Genomic DNA, 13,377 nt, shown 5'->3' with positions numbered 1-13,377 from the left:
ATTTCTCCCCTCAGGAGAACGCCTGCTAGTCGGCCTTGAAACGCTTGATGAGCTCGGCGAGCCGGGCCGCGAGCTGGGTGAGCTCGGCGGCGGCCCCGGTGGCCTGCTTCGACGCCTGCGTCGTCTGGCGCGTCACGTCCTCGATCTCCGCCATGGACGCCACCACCTGCTCGGTGGCCGTGCGCTGCTGCTGGGTCGCCAGGTTGATGACCCGGGCCGCGTCGCTCGTCTCCTGCACGCCGGCGAGGATGCCTTCCACGGCCTGCGCCGCCACCGCGCCCAGCTTCTCGCCGGACTCCGTGGCGTGCTTGGACGCGTCCGCGGCGCCCGCGGCGGCCTGCGTGGCCTCGCGGATCTCGGTGATCAGGTTCTTGATCTCCTTGGTGGACTCCAGGACGTTCTCCGCCAGCCGGCGCATCTCCGCCGCGACGATGGAGAAGCCCTTGCCCGCCTCGCCCGCGCGGCTGCCTTCCAGCGCCGCGTTGAGCGCCAGCAGGTCGGAGCGGTCCGCGATCTCGTCAATCACCTCCACCACCGTGCCAATGCGCTCCACGCGCTTGGACAGCTTGGAGATGGAGTCCGCCACCGCGACGCCGTCGCTGCGGATCTGCTGCATGGCCTGGATGAACTCGCCAATGGCGCCACGGCCCGCGCGGGCCGCGCCCAGCGTCTCCTCCGCCACGCGCGCCACGCTGCCCGCGTTCTCCGCGATCTGCGCGGACGCGTGCTTCAACTCCTCCATGGTCGCGGTCGTCTCGTGGATGGCCGCGGCCTGCTCGGTGGAGGACGTCTCATGCTGCGTGGACGCCGCCAGCACCTGGTTGGCGGAGGACGACAGCCGCAGCGCGGCCTCGTTGATCTCCCGCACGAAGATGCGCAGCGTCTCGATGACCTTGCCGAAGCCCTCCAGCAGGGGCCCGAGCTGGGGGTCTTCGGTGGACGTGTTCCAGCGCGACAGGTCGCCTTCACGCACCAGGATGATGAGCGAGTCGAGCGCCTGATCGATCTCCTGGGCCGCCACCTGCTTGCGGTGTTCGGCGGAGGAGAACTGCTCCAGCACCTGGTTGAGCAGGTGGCCGAAGCCGGTGGCGTCCGCCTGCACGCGGTCCTGCGGCACGCGCGCGTTCAGGTTGCCGGCCAGCACCGACATCAGCGTGTCGGTGAAGGGCTTGAGCGGATCCGTCACGGTGTTGGCGATGACGGACTCCGCGCCGGCCTTCACGCCCGGGGACTTCCTCGCGCCGCGGGACTTCGCGGGCTTCTCGTTGGGGCTCTCCAGGGACATGTGTGTCAGTGCCTTCCTTGCGTCTTCAAGGTTTCCGCCAAATCAATGAGCAACACGGGACGGCCCGCCTCTTCATCCAGGCAGACACCCACCGCATACGAAGCCGCCGAGGCGGCGGCCGGCATGCGGCGCAGCCCGGCGAGCGGGATGGTGCGCACCCCGTTGACGGCGTCCACCTTCAGGTGGCCCTCGCCCTCGGGGGTGTCGAACACGAGCGCGCGGTGCCCCCTGTGGGGCAGTCCCAGGTCGCGCACGGTCAGGTCATCCGGGAGCGCCCGGTCGATGCGCAGCACGGACGACGCGTCCGTGCCGTACTCCGAATCACCAATCTGGAAGAAGAGGACGTCCACCTCTCCCAGGGCCCGTTCCTGCTCGGGGGCTTCCTCATCCAGCAGGACGTTGCCGCTCATCGCACCACCGCGCGCTGACGGGCCGTCTGAAGGAGCTTGGAGAAGTTGAGCAGGTTGAGGCCATCCGCCGGGCCCGACCCATGCACCACGCCCAGGAGGTGCTCCGCGGCCTGATCACCGCCCAGGGGCGGCGGCAGGATGTCCGCCACGGGGATGCGGCGCAGGCCGAGCACGACGTCCGCCACCACGCCGGAGACGTAGTTGCCGCTGACGCCCACGAAGATGCGGGTGCGCGGACCGATGCGCGCCTCGCCCTTGCTGAGGAAGCGCAGCATGTCCACCACGGGAAGCACCTGGCCTCGGTGGCCGGTGACGCCCAGGATGAAGGACGGCGTGCGCGGCAGCGGCGTGAGCAGCCCGGCGCGCAGCACCTCGAGCACGTTCTCGCTCGGGACGCCAAAGCGCAGCTCGCCCACGCGGAAGCAGAAGAATTCCAGCTCCGGCCGGGCCTGGGCGGCCACCGTGCGGTCTGGCGCCATGCGCAAGGCGCGTTGGAGGGGGGAGGAGTTCGGGGTCAAGGCAGCGAAGTATCCGAGACCAGGATAAAGAGGGTCAAGGGTCCATCGTCCGGTGATGGACCGGCCGCCTGCTCTCCGTTTCGATGGTCCATCGTGACCCAAAGGTGTAGGGTTGTGCGCTGGCAGCCCTTGAGGAGGACGATGTCCCGCGTACTGGTCATTGACGACAGCCCGATGCTTCTGGAGCTTACCGTCCGGGCCCTGACGGCCGCCGGCTATGAGGCCATTGGCGCGCCGGACCTGGCTACGCTCAACCAGAAGCTCACCGAGGGCCCGTTCGCGCTCATCCTCATGGACGTGAACATGCCGGAGATGTTCGGCGACGACGTCGTCGAGTACCTCCGCACGGTGAAGGGCGTCACCGCCAAGCTCGTCCTCTACTCCGACATCTCGGAGCAGGAGCTGGAAGCGAAGGTGAAGAACTCCGGCGCGGACAGCTACATCCTCAAGAGCGGAGGCCTGGAGGGCGTGCTGGGGGGCGTGATGGGCCTCATCGGCGCCCCGGCGCTGAACATCCCCGCCGCCGTCCCCTCCCCCTCCCCCGCCCCTGCTCCCGCCCCGGCTCCGGCCGCACCCGCCACGGGTTCCGGCGGACTCCCCAAGGCCCCGATGGCCGCCGGGGGGCGCAAGCCGCGCATCCTCATCGTGGACGACAGTGAGATGACCGCGCGGATCATCGAAGCGGACCTGGTGTCCAAGGGCTTCGAGGTCCACGTCGCGGACACCGCTGACAAGGCCACGAAGATCATCCTGAAGAAGCAGACGCGCCCGGACCTGGTGCTGCTGGACGTGCGCATGCCCAACGTGAACGGCGAACAGTTCTGCCGCTTCATCAAGAGCAACAGCCTCTTCAAGGGCATCAAGGTGCTGCTGTGCTCCGGCGAGAACGTCGAGGAGCTCCAGCGCATCTGCCGCGAGGCCGGCGCCGACGGCTACATCCCCAAGGACGCCGTGATGGGCAACCTCGTCGCCAAGGAGCTGATGCCCCCTGGCGCCGAGTAGTCGCCGCGCGCTTCAGGGCTTCGTCGCCGCCTCGGGCGCCACGGACGCGTCGGGCGTCGCCACGGTCTCCTGGGCCGGGCAGCTCGTCTTGGCGGCCCGCTCCTGCAACTGCTCCTGCACTTCCGCGGACTTCGCCTCGGAGGGCTTCGCGTTCTCCACGAAGCGCTGGTACGCGGCCAGCGCCTCGCAGGACTTGCCCAGCGCGTCGTAGGACTTCACCAGCGCGTTGAGGATGGGGCGCTGGCCAGGCTGAAGGTCAAAGGCCTTCTGCAGCTCCGCCGCGGTCTCCTCGGTCCGCCCCAGCGCCTCCAGCGAGAGGCCGCGCCACACGCGATAGCTCGCGTTGTCCGGCTGCGCCGTCACCAGCGCGGTGGCGGCCTTCAGCGCCAGCTCCTTCTCCCCGGCGCGCGCGTTGGCCGTGTACGCCAGCTGGAGCAGGACGATGTTGGGGCCGCACTTCTCACCGAACGTGTCCGTCACGCGGGTGAGGCCCTTCATGTCGCCGGTGTCCAGCAGCAGCTGCGCCAGCTGCTGCGCCTTCGCCTTGTCGCACGGCGTCTCCGTCAGCTCCTCGCGCAGCTTGCGCACGAGCGGCTTCTTCAGGCCGTGGTCGAACTCCGGCTCCTCGGGCGCCTTGCTGCACGCACCGAGGACGGCGCCGGAGGAGAGACAGAAGACGGCGAGGCGGAACGCGGAACGGAAGGAGGAAGCGGACATGCCGCCCTGCGTAGCCCTTCCCTCCCGGACGGTCAAACCTCCGGTGAGCCCGCGGCGTTCTCCCGCTCGTCCAGGCCTCGCGCGAAGTTGCCGATGATGAGCCCCGGCCGCGCCGCCTTCAGCCGCTGGAGCAACGTGCGGATGCCCACCGGCTCGCCGCCCGCGCCCACGCCGCGCGCGACCTCCAGGTACTGGAGCGGATCAATGCACAGCGAGCGCGTCTGCACCTGATCCACGCGGTACTTGCGCACCAGGTCCTCCAGCGCCTGCACCTCGCCCTCGCGGTCGGTGACGCCGGGGAACAGGAGCAGGTTGAGCGCCAGGTACGCGCCCCGCTCGCGCGCCAGCGCGATGGACGCCTCCACGTCCTCCCAGCCGTACTTCACCGGCTTGTAGTAGGCCTCGTAGAGCCCCTTGGACGCGGAGTTGAGCGACACGCGCACGGCGTCCAGCCCCGCGTCCAGCAGGGCCTTGAGCCCGTGCGTGAGGCTGGCGTTGGTGTTGATGTTGATGGAGCCCTTGTCCGTCTTCGCGCGCATCAGGCGGATGGACTCCGCGATGAACTTCCAGCGCGTGAGCGGCTCGCCCTCGCAGCCCTGGCCGAAGCTCACCATGGTGCGGCCCGGCGCGTGCTCCAGGTGGTACAGGCCAATGGCCGCCATCTCCTCCGCGGAGGGGCCGTCATCCATGCGCTCGTGCGAGGCCGGCGGGCCGTCCGCGGGCTGATCCGAGATGCAGCCCACGCAGCGCGCGTTGCACATCACCGACGCGGGGATGGCGCCCTCGTCGCGCGCATAGAAGATGTTCTGCGACGTGAAGCACCGGTACAGCAGCGCGCACGTCTTCAGCTGCTTGAGCACGCGGCTGTCCGGGAAGCGCTCCATGTGCGCCGTCACCAGGCCCTTCAGCTCCGGCGTGGAGTACGCCTCCGGCTCCCAGTGCGAGCGCCGGTCGGTGTGGATGGCCCACGCGAGCGGCCCCTTCTCCCCCCACGCCGCCGCCGTGTACGCCCACTGCGGCAGGATGGGTCCGCTGCCCTTCACCTCCCCGGGCAGGAACGTGCGCGTGTAGCCCGGCGGCAGCAGCGCGCCCACGGCATTGGGCACGAAGGTCTTTCCGCCCATCTTCATCTCGCGCACCAGCTCCAGTTCACCGGAGTCCGGGTTGAGTCCCACGGGCAGGCGGCCAGGCAGGTGCACCAGGCGCCCGGTCGCTGGCAGGGCGATGGGCTTGTCCTGCGGGGGCACCAGCTCCTCGCCGCTGCGCAGGGTGGCGATGAGGTAGGGATGCTCCATGACCCGGCCCTTGGGGTCGGCGAAGAGCAGTTTCGGCGCGTGCGTCATGCGCTGTTAACTAACACGGGTGGGCCGCTCTGCGTCCAACGCCTCGCGTCATATGGGTGGATGAATGAGGCCCATCACGCGTGGCCCCTTGCCTCGCCCGTGCGCGCCTTGAAAGCGCTCATGCCCTGGTCTATGGGTCCGCCACGTTTTCCAGGCAGTCCCCCATTCGTCGGAGGCAGTCGTGATCGTCGGAGTCCCCAAGGAGATCAAAACCCGCGAGTACCGTGTTGGCATGGTGCCTGCGGGCGTGCGCGCGCTCACCATCGCGGGGCACACGGTGCTGGTCGAGACGAACGCTGGCGTCGGCTCCGGCATCCCGGATTCGGAGTACCAGCGCGTCGGCGCGCAGATCATCACCACCGCGGATGAGGTGTGGAAGCGCGCGGAGATGATCGTGAAGGTGAAGGAGCCCATCGCGCCGGAGTACGAGCGCATGCAGCCCGGGCAGATCGTCTACACGTACTTCCACCTGGCCGGCGTGGATCCGGAGCTCACCAAGACCCTCATCAAGAAGAAGGTCACGGCGGTCGCCTACGAGACGCTCCAGTTGGACGACGGCAGCCTCCCGCTGCTCAAGCCCATGTCCGAAGTGGCCGGCAAGATGGCCATCCAGGTGGGCGCCGCGTGCCTGGAGAAGGCCCACGGTGGCAAGGGCATCCTGCTGGGCGGCGTGCCCGGCGTGCGTCGCGGTCGCGTGGCCGTCATCGGCGGTGGCGTGGTGGGCCTGTGCGCCGCCAAGGTCGCCGTCGGCATGGGCGCGGAAGTGACCATCCTGGACGTGAACCTGGAGCGCCTCACCTACCTGGACGACGTGTTCCTCGGCCGCGCGCAGACGCTGGCGTCGGACACGGAGTCCATCGCGCGCACCGTGCGCGAGTCGGACCTCGTCATCGGCGGCGTGCTCATCCCCGGCGGCAAGGCCCCGAAGCTGGTGTCGCGTGAGCTCATCGGCGAGATGGAGCCCGGCTCCGTCGTCGTCGACGTGGCGGTGGACCAGGGCGGCTGCATCGAGACCTGCAAGCCCACCACGCACGACAACCCCACCTTCACCGTGAGCGACGTCGTCCACTACTGCGTGGCGAACATGCCCGGCGCGGTGCCCCAGACGTCCACCTTCGCGCTCACCAACACCACCCGCCCCTACTCGCGGAAGATCGCGGACCTGGGCCTGGTGGAGGCCATCAAGTCCGACCGCGCCCTCCAGCGCGCCATCAACACCTACAACGGCCACATCACCTACGAGGCCGTCGCCAAGGACATGGGGTACGACTACGTCCCCCTGATGGACGCACTCGGCGGCAAGAAGTGATGTAGCGGTTGCCTGCTCCACAGCCGGCCAGCCCTGTGCTGGCCGGTTGCCTGGAGGGGACTGTTGGACGGGTGTCCCGTCCAGTTCCCACCCTGTGGAATAAATGATCCCGCCGGACGTCTCCGCACTCCAGAAGCGGGCATGCGGGCGGCGCGGCAGGGGAAAGCGTTGTTGACCCGTCTGTTCCGGTGCATAGATTGACCGTTAGGCAGGCGACGCATTCCCCAATCATTTCGGGCCCCTGGAAGGCGGGAGCATGATGCTGGACTTCAGGCAACCCAACCGGACGAAGCAGGAATTCGAAGAGCTGGCGCTGGCACACCTGGACCCGCTGTATTCAGCGGCGCTCCGGTTGACCAAGAACGAGCGTGACGCCGAGGACCTGGTGCAGGACACCTGCATGCGGGCCTACCGCTTCTTCGACAAGTTCGAGCGCGGGACCAACATCAAGGCCTGGCTCTTCAAGATCCTCACGAACACCTTCATCAACCGCTACCGCCGCAAGGTGAAGGAGCGCACGGTGGTGGAGGGCGTGGAGCGCGAGGCGGTGCATGAGCGCTTCGTGAGCCGGGACGCGACGGACTTCGCGGCCAACCCGGAGCAGTACTTCTTCGACCGGCTCTTGTCGGACGACGTGCTGCGCGCCATCGACTCGCTGCCCATCGACTTCCGGCTGGTGGTCATCCTCGCGGACCTCCAGGAGTTCTCCTACAAGGAGATCGCGGAGATCCTGGAGTGCCCCGTGGGCACGGTGATGAGCCGCCTCTTCCGTGGCCGCAAGCTGCTGCAGAAGACGCTGCGCGAGTACGCGGAAGGCCAGGGCGTATTCCGGCACGACGGGGAGCCGGTTCAGGCGGCCCCGGCGGATCTGGAAGAGTTCAGGCGCCGGAAGAAGGCAGGCTAGAAAGAGGTTGGAGGGGCGTTGCTTCCCTCCGCCCACCTCATCGAGCGCCCATGACCTGCCAGGAACTCGAGCGGTTGCTGTATCCGTACCTCGACGGCGAATTCCAGCCCGAGGAACGCCACGACGTGGAATCGCATCTCGAAGGCTGCTCCGCGTGTGTCGCGCGGGTGGACGAGGAGATGCAGCTTCGTCAGACGCTTCGCCGCGCGGCGAAGCACTCCATCTCTACGCAGGGCACGCGCGCGCCGGCCTCACTGCGCGCGGGCATCCAGTCCGGCCTGCACCGCGAGCACCGCCGCGCGCAGGTGGGCCAGTGGCTGCGCGCCGGGGCCATGGCCCTGGTGGTCGTGACGGTGAGCGGCGGCTGGATGATGTACCAGTCCGGCAAGGCGCAGAAGGCCACCATCCTGGAGGCCGTGCAGCGCCACACGCGCCAGCGGCCCCTGGAGTTCGTCGCGGGCACGCCGGAGCAGATCGAAGCGTGGTTCAACGACAAGGTGGAGCACCGCATCACCCTGCCCCGCCTGCAGCAGGCGCGGCCCGTGGGCGCGCGCTTCTCCACGCTCAACGGCCAGGAAGTCGTCTACGTCAGCTACGAGACGCAGCCCCGCCTCACCAACGAGCCCAAGCGCAACATCGGCGTGTTCGTGTATCCGGCCACGGGTCAGCGGGTGATCAAGGACGAGGGCCCCACGGTGGAGAACGTCGCCGTGGACTCGAGCCAGGCGTACAACGTGGTGACGTGGCGTGATCAGGACGTCACCTACGAGCTGGTGACGGATCTGGACGACGCCGCCATCCTGCAGATGCTGCGGGATCAGGAGCACCGCTCGAACGGGCTCGTGCGCCCCGCGCAGGTGAAGCCCGCGGTGAGCGTGCAGCCTGTCTCGCTACAGCCCTGAAGCTCTCGGAAACCGGGGGCTCGGGTGGTCGGCTGCTCAACTGAATACCGGGCGTTGCGCCCGGTGTGAAGATTGACGGTCCCATGCATGGCCGATAGCCTCGACGGCGTCTTTACTCTCGCGCGCCGCCGCTGCTGTCTCACGCGGTGACACACCGCGCGCCGCACCCCCAGGATGGCCGTCCCTTCATGTCTAAGCGAATCCTGATCGTCGAAAGCGACGCCACCCTCGCCACCACCCTGCAGCAGGCCATGGAGTCGCGAGGCTTCTCCGCGCAGACGACGGGCGACGGCAAGGGCAGCGTGGAGCTGATCCGCCGTGAGCGTCCGGACCTCGTGGTGCTGGCGGTGGACCTGTCCGCGGGACAGAACGGCTACCTCATCTGCGGCAAGCTGAAGAAGGACGACGAGCTGAAGACGGTGCCCATCGTCATCATCGGCAGCCCGGACGGCTTCGCGGCGCACAGCAAGCTGAAGGCGCGCGCGGACGAATACGTGGCGAAGCCGGTGGACACGGACGTCCTCATCGACCGCGTGGGCGGCGTCATCGGCTTCCCGGAGCCGCCCGCGAGCGACGAGGTGGTGGACGAGAGCCTCACGCTGGACTCGCTGGGCGAGGAGCCCGCGACGGACTTCGGCGAGGAGATCGCCGTCGACACGGGCGAGGAGCCCGCGGTGGCCGGGGAAGACCTGGACATGCTCGACGACGCCTTCAGCGACATGTCCGAGCCCGTGACGGGCACGGAAGAGGAGCCCGTCGTCGCGCCGCCGGAGGAGATGGAGTCCCCGTCCGGCCTGGAGGAGATCTCCGCGCTCGACTCGCTGGGCCCGGACAACGACGACTCGCTGGACATGCTGGGCAGCCTGGACGAGCCGGAGGAGAAGACCGTCGTCGGCTTCATGCCGCCGGTGGATCCGGAGCCCGTCGCCGCCCCCACCCCGCCGCCCGCGCGCGCCGCGCCCACGCCGCTGCGCGCGGTGCCGCCGCCCGCCGCTGCCCGCCCCGCCGCCACTCCGGTGACGCCGGCCGCCGCCCCGGGCCCGTCCGCCGCGGATCTGGCGGAAATGCGCAACCTGCGCGCGAAGGTGGCGGAGCTGCAGAGCGCGCTGGAGGACTCGCGCGCGGAGACGACGCAGGTCGAGGACCGCGTGCAGTCGCTGGAGTCCGAGCTCCAGGCGAAGGCCACGGAGCTGGAGGCGTCCCGCTCCACCTCCGGCAAGAGCGACAAGGACACGTTCGCGCTGCGTGACACCGTCAACAAGCGCGACAAGGAGATCCTGCGGCTCAAGTCGGAGCTGAACCAGAAGGACCAGGAGATCATCGAGCTGAAGGATCAGCACCTGGAGCTGGAGCAGAAGGCCTCCACCTCCGACGAGGAGCTGAACCGCCGCGACGCGCAGATCAAGACGCTCACCACGCGCACCGAGCAGCTCACCACGGAGCGCAAGCGCGTGGATCAGCAGCTGGCCACCGCGAAGGAAGAGGCGCGCGGCGCCACCGCGAAGCTGGGCACGCTCCAGGCGGAGCTGGATCAGCACCAGGCCCAGGCCCAGGAGATGGTGGCCGAGGCGGACAGCCTGCGCGCCCAGATGGCCCAGCAGGACGCGGACCTCCAGGCGGCGCGCGACGAGGCCGAAGGGCTGCGCTCGCAGGTGGAGGCGGCGCAGGGCGAGCTGGAAGGTCTGCGCGGCGAGCTGGAAGGCCTGCGCGGCGAGCTGGAGGGCCTGCGCGGCCAGTTGGAGCAGTCCCAGGCGGACCTGTCCAACCAGAGCGCCCAGGCGGCCGCGGAGGCGGACGGCCTGCGCGCGCGCATCACCGAGCTGGAGCAGGCGGCGGTGCGCAACGAGGAGCGCGTGACGAAGCTCTACGCGCGCATCAAGGGCGACGAGAAGCTGCGCGAGAAGACGAAGAAGGCGCTGGCCATCGCGCAGCAGCTGCTGGACGAGCCGGGCACCGCCGTGGGCGACGACGCCGACGAGGAAGCCGCGGCCTGAAGCACCGCGGTACCGCCTGACGAAGCCGGGGGAAGGCGCGGGCTTGTGTGCCGCCCTCCCCCGCTCCAGGCCCCGGTTACTTGCTGGGTTGCTTCGGGGTCGTCTTCTTCTCGTGCAGCTTCTTGGCGAAGGACTGCACGGCGGCGGGCACGTTCTTGTCGCGGGACAGGTCCTTCAGCTCCGCGTCGCGCAGCGTGTTGAGGAACTTCATGGTGACGGTGAGCGGCACCTTGGGGTTCTTCACCAGCGCGAGCTTCACCTTCTGCATCTTCGTCCACTCGCGGTTGTTGTAGATGACGCGCAGCACGTCGTCGTTGACGGCGCGGTTCGCGGCGCACGCGAGCACCTCGCCGTCGGTGATGCGGGGACTGCGGATGACGGCCACGCAGACGAGCTTGTTGGTGTCGCGGATGAGGGCGGAGCGGGCCTCCTTGTTGCCCAGCGTGCCCAGCTTGATCTTCTCCGCGATGGACATCTTCATGATGCGCTGCGCGAGCGTCATGCGCTTGCCCTCCTCCATGGGAGCGGCGTCCTCGGCCTGCGCCTCCGTGCCCAGCTCCTGGAGCACCTCCTCCGCGGTGGGGCCCGGATCCGGCGGCGCGGCGGCGGCCTGCGGGCCGTAGATGCGCACGCGCGCGGCCTGCATCGCGGGCACGTCCGCCAGCACCAGGCCGCTGCGGACCGCGAAGTCGCAGATGCTGTCCACCAGGGACACCGGGACGCCGGGGTTGGCGCACAGGCCGCGGATGATGCCCTCGTTGCGCAGCAGGCGCAGCTGGTTCTGGGAGATGATCTCCGCCACCTTCGGGCTGCACGTGCCGGCCACGCTGGCCACGGCGTCGTCCGGCGTCTCCGAGTTGAGGACGAGCATCTCCGCGTAGGCTTCCTTGTCCTTGAGCAGGCCCAGGAAGTAGCCCAGCACGGGCGGCTGCACGCCCTCGTCGCGCAGCGCGGATCCGAGGATGCGGTCCGGCAGGCCGGAGGACGTCTTGGCGGCCGTCTCGCGCACGCCCGCGTCCGGGTCGAACGTGAGCATGTAGAGGGCGCCCAGCATGTCCGCCGGATTGAGCGGCACCAGGGACTTGGCCGCCATCATCCGCAGGGGCACGGGGGCGTTGGGGTCCACGTGCTTGCGCAGGTTGGGCGGCAGGAACTCCGCGTTGAAGGGGCAGCCCGGGGGCGGGGCCGGAACGCTGGGGTCGGCGGTGCTCATGTCGCGTGATTCCTTCCGTAGATGATGCGCAGCCCCTCCAGGGTGAGGAACTCATCCACCTCCTGGATGGCCTTCGATTCACTGGCCACCAGCGGGGCCAGGCCCCCGGTGGCCACCACTTTCGCGGAGAAGCCCATCTCCGCCTCCATCCGCGCGCACATGCCGTCCACCATGCTCACGTAGCCGTGGACCAGGCCGGACTGCATGGAGTGCACGGTGTTGCGGCCCACCACGTGAGGCGGCCGGGCGAACTCGACGCGGGGGAGCTTGGAGGCGTTCTGGAACAGGGCCTCCATGGAGATGTTGATGCCGGGGCAGATGGCGCCGCCCAGGTACTCGCCCTTGGGGGTCACCGCGTCCAGCGTCGTCGCGGTGCCGAAGTCCACCACGATGAGGCCACGGCGGTGCTTCTCGTAGGCGGCGACGGCGTTGACGATGCGGTCCGCGCCCACCTCGCGCGGGTTGTCGTAGAGGATGGGCATGCCCGTCTTCACGCCCGGGCCCACGAACATGGGGCGCGTCTTGAAGTAGCGCTCGCTCATCTTCTCCAGGATGAACTGGAGCGGCGGCACCACACTGGACACCGCCACGGCCTTCACCTGGTTCGCGTCGACGCCGCTCCACGCGAAGAGCTGGCGCACCTGGATGCCGTACTCGTCCGCGCTCCTGCGCGCGCTCGTCTCCAGGCGCCAGTGGTCCAGGAGCCGCCGGCCCTCGTACACGCCCAGCACGGTGTTGGTGTTGCCGACGTCGATGGCCAGGAGCATCAGGGATGCACTCTAGCGCTGGGGACGCAGCTGCTCCACGTCCCCCGCCAGCACGCGCTCCACACGGCCGTCCGCCATGCGCACCATCAGGGCGCCCGTGGGGTCGATGTCCTCCGCGAACCCCTCCCAGTCCCCCCGGTCCGTCCGCACCCGGACCGGGACACCCAGGGTGCTGGAGAGCGCCTTCCAGCGGGTGCGCACCGCGTCGAAGCCGGTGGCCAGGTACGTGTCCAGCCAGGTCTCCAGCCGGTTCCACAGGGCCGCGGCGAAGGGCGCGCGGGCCGCGGGCCGCCCCAGCGACAGGGCGAGCGACGTGGCCGTGGCGCGCAGCTCGTCGGGGAAGTGCTCCTCACCGGAGTTGAGGTTCACCCCCACGCCCACGATGACGAAGTGCACGCGCTCCGGTTCGGCGGACAGCTCCGTGAGGATGCCGGCCACCTTCTTGCCAGCGATCTGCACGTCGTTTGGCCATTTGATCGCGGCGTCCGCGCCCACGTCGCGCAGCGTCTCCGCCAGGGCCACGGCGGCCACCAGCGTGAGCTCCGGCGCGCGCTGCGGGGGCAGCTCCGGGCGCAGGATGGCGGAGAAGTACAGGTTCAGGTTCGGCGGCGACACCCAGGCGCGGCCCCGGCGCCCCTTCCCCGCCGTCTGCTGCTCGGCCACCACCACCGTGCCGTGGGCGGCGCCGTCCTGGGCCAGCCGGAAGGCCGCCGCGTTGGTGGAGCCGATGGTGTCGTGGTGGTGCAGCACGCGACCCACCGCGCGCGTGGCGAGCAGCGGGTGGAGCTCCAGCGCGGAGAGCCGGTCCGGCCGGCCCACCAGCCGGTAGCCCTTCGCGGGCACTGCTTCGATGCGGTAGCCCTTCAGCCGCAGGGCCTCCACGTGCTTCCACACCGCCGTGCGCGACAGGCCCAGCCGGTTGGACAGCGCCTCACCGGAGATGAAGCCCTCCCCGCCTTCCGCGAGGAAGTTGAGGATGCGCGCGTCCTGCGTGAGTTCGTTCGTCATCTCCA

13 protein-coding genes are annotated in these 13,377 nt (G+C 69.4%); 5 read left to right on the top strand and 8 right to left on the bottom strand.

What is annotated here, in order from left to right:
- Positions 1 to 25 precede the first annotated feature (25 nt).
- Genes GTZ93_RS27160 through GTZ93_RS27150 form a run of 3 tightly spaced genes read right to left on the bottom strand, consistent with a single transcriptional unit; the run spans position 26 to position 2,174 of the window.
- The gene (locus tag GTZ93_RS27160; RefSeq protein ID WP_139916073.1) at positions 26 to 1,285 is read right to left on the bottom strand and encodes a methyl-accepting chemotaxis protein; all 1,260 of its coding nucleotides are present in this window, start codon (positions 1,283 to 1,285) and stop codon (positions 26 to 28) included.
- 5 nt (positions 1,286 to 1,290) lie between these two features.
- Positions 1,291 to 1,695 (bottom strand): Frizzy aggregation protein FrzB, encoded by a 405-nt coding sequence (locus tag GTZ93_RS27155; RefSeq protein WP_139916074.1) that lies wholly within the window; start codon positions 1,693 to 1,695, stop codon positions 1,291 to 1,293.
- Positions 1,692 to 2,174: a chemotaxis protein CheW gene (locus GTZ93_RS27150; RefSeq protein WP_139916075.1), complete on the bottom strand. Its 483-nt coding sequence runs from the start codon at positions 2,172 to 2,174 to the stop codon at positions 1,692 to 1,694. The genes GTZ93_RS27155 and GTZ93_RS27150 overlap by 4 nt, the downstream gene beginning before the upstream one ends.
- A gap of 180 nt (positions 2,175 to 2,354) precedes the next feature.
- Between GTZ93_RS27150 and GTZ93_RS27145 the strand changes: the two genes are divergently transcribed.
- On the top strand, positions 2,355 to 3,215 hold the full coding sequence (locus tag GTZ93_RS27145; RefSeq protein WP_161663097.1) for a response regulator: 861 nt from the start codon (positions 2,355 to 2,357) through the stop codon (positions 3,213 to 3,215).
- Between the two features lie 12 nt (positions 3,216 to 3,227).
- Here GTZ93_RS27145 and GTZ93_RS27140 read toward each other — a convergent pair whose 3' ends face one another.
- Together GTZ93_RS27140 and GTZ93_RS27135 are read right to left on the bottom strand one after the other, a co-directional pair.
- A complete protein-coding gene (locus GTZ93_RS27140; protein WP_139923342.1) occupies positions 3,228 to 3,932 on the bottom strand; it encodes a hypothetical protein in 705 nt (234 codons plus the stop codon).
- Positions 3,933 to 3,964: 32 nt separating this feature from the next.
- Positions 3,965 to 5,275 (bottom strand): radical SAM protein, encoded by a 1,311-nt coding sequence (locus GTZ93_RS27135; RefSeq protein WP_139923344.1) that lies wholly within the window; start codon positions 5,273 to 5,275, stop codon positions 3,965 to 3,967.
- A gap of 181 nt (positions 5,276 to 5,456) precedes the next feature.
- Here GTZ93_RS27135 and ald point away from each other — a divergent pair, with 181 nt between their 5' ends.
- The 4 genes from ald (at position 5,457) to GTZ93_RS27115 (ending at position 10,384) form a co-directional block, all read left to right on the top strand.
- Complete coding sequence (ald, locus tag GTZ93_RS27130; RefSeq protein WP_120599621.1) at positions 5,457 to 6,584, top strand: alanine dehydrogenase; 1,128 nt, start codon at positions 5,457 to 5,459, stop codon at positions 6,582 to 6,584.
- Between the two features lie 259 nt (positions 6,585 to 6,843).
- Positions 6,844 to 7,488 carry a sigma-70 family RNA polymerase sigma factor gene (locus tag GTZ93_RS27125; RefSeq protein WP_120563274.1) on the top strand — a complete coding sequence of 215 codons (645 nt, stop codon included), beginning with the start codon at positions 6,844 to 6,846 and terminating at the stop codon, positions 7,486 to 7,488.
- A gap of 50 nt (positions 7,489 to 7,538) precedes the next feature.
- Positions 7,539 to 8,390 carry an anti-sigma factor family protein gene (locus GTZ93_RS27120; protein WP_120575531.1) on the top strand — a complete coding sequence of 284 codons (852 nt, stop codon included), beginning with the start codon at positions 7,539 to 7,541 and terminating at the stop codon, positions 8,388 to 8,390.
- Between the two features lie 188 nt (positions 8,391 to 8,578).
- On the top strand, positions 8,579 to 10,384 hold the full coding sequence (locus GTZ93_RS27115; protein WP_161663096.1) for a response regulator: 1,806 nt from the start codon (positions 8,579 to 8,581) through the stop codon (positions 10,382 to 10,384).
- Between the two features lie 76 nt (positions 10,385 to 10,460).
- On the opposite strand, the gene GTZ93_RS27110 is transcribed toward GTZ93_RS27115, so the two are convergent.
- From GTZ93_RS27110 to GTZ93_RS27100, 3 genes are read right to left on the bottom strand one after another with little or no spacing between them, the layout of a single operon-like run.
- A complete protein-coding gene (locus tag GTZ93_RS27110; RefSeq protein ID WP_121756121.1) occupies positions 10,461 to 11,597 on the bottom strand; it encodes a hypothetical protein in 1,137 nt (378 codons plus the stop codon).
- Positions 11,594 to 12,364 carry a type III pantothenate kinase gene (locus GTZ93_RS27105; protein WP_139924187.1) on the bottom strand — a complete coding sequence of 257 codons (771 nt, stop codon included), beginning with the start codon at positions 12,362 to 12,364 and terminating at the stop codon, positions 11,594 to 11,596. Before GTZ93_RS27105 ends, GTZ93_RS27110 begins: the two co-directional genes overlap by 4 nt.
- 12 nt (positions 12,365 to 12,376) lie before the next feature.
- Positions 12,377 to 13,372 carry a biotin--[acetyl-CoA-carboxylase] ligase gene (locus GTZ93_RS27100; protein WP_167548437.1) on the bottom strand — a complete coding sequence of 332 codons (996 nt, stop codon included), beginning with the start codon at positions 13,370 to 13,372 and terminating at the stop codon, positions 12,377 to 12,379.
- Positions 13,373 to 13,377 lie beyond the last annotated feature (5 nt).

The organism is Corallococcus exiguus (assembly GCF_009909105.1).
GTDB lineage: Bacteria > Myxococcota > Myxococcia > Myxococcales > Myxococcaceae > Corallococcus > Corallococcus exiguus.
This window is presented reverse-complemented; position numbering and strand designations above follow the sequence as displayed.

What these genes read in the sequence shown, in the direction of transcription:
- GTZ93_RS27150 (WP_139916075.1), bottom strand. Translation starts at nt 2,174, where the DNA reads ATGGCGCCAGACCGCACGGTGGCCGCCCAGGCCCGGCCGGAGCTGGAA.
- GTZ93_RS27100 (WP_167548437.1), bottom strand. Translation starts at nt 13,372, where the DNA reads ATGACGAACGAACTCACGCAGGACGCGCGCATCCTCAACTTCCTCGCG.
- GTZ93_RS27110 (WP_121756121.1), bottom strand. Translation starts at nt 11,597, where the DNA reads ATGAGCACCGCCGACCCCAGCGTTCCGGCCCCGCCCCCGGGCTGCCCC.
- GTZ93_RS27155 (WP_139916074.1), bottom strand. Translation starts at nt 1,695, where the DNA reads ATGAGCGGCAACGTCCTGCTGGATGAGGAAGCCCCCGAGCAGGAACGG.
- GTZ93_RS27125 (WP_120563274.1), top strand. Translation starts at nt 6,844, where the DNA reads ATGCTGGACTTCAGGCAACCCAACCGGACGAAGCAGGAATTCGAAGAG.
- GTZ93_RS27160 (WP_139916073.1), bottom strand. Translation starts at nt 1,285, where the DNA reads ATGTCCCTGGAGAGCCCCAACGAGAAGCCCGCGAAGTCCCGCGGCGCG.
- GTZ93_RS27105 (WP_139924187.1), bottom strand. Translation starts at nt 12,364, where the DNA reads ATGCTCCTGGCCATCGACGTCGGCAACACCAACACCGTGCTGGGCGTG.
- GTZ93_RS27120 (WP_120575531.1), top strand. Translation starts at nt 7,539, where the DNA reads ATGACCTGCCAGGAACTCGAGCGGTTGCTGTATCCGTACCTCGACGGC.
- GTZ93_RS27145 (WP_161663097.1), top strand. Translation starts at nt 2,355, where the DNA reads ATGTCCCGCGTACTGGTCATTGACGACAGCCCGATGCTTCTGGAGCTT.
- GTZ93_RS27140 (WP_139923342.1), bottom strand. Translation starts at nt 3,932, where the DNA reads ATGTCCGCTTCCTCCTTCCGTTCCGCGTTCCGCCTCGCCGTCTTCTGT.
- GTZ93_RS27115 (WP_161663096.1), top strand. Translation starts at nt 8,579, where the DNA reads ATGTCTAAGCGAATCCTGATCGTCGAAAGCGACGCCACCCTCGCCACC.
- GTZ93_RS27135 (WP_139923344.1), bottom strand. Translation starts at nt 5,275, where the DNA reads ATGACGCACGCGCCGAAACTGCTCTTCGCCGACCCCAAGGGCCGGGTC.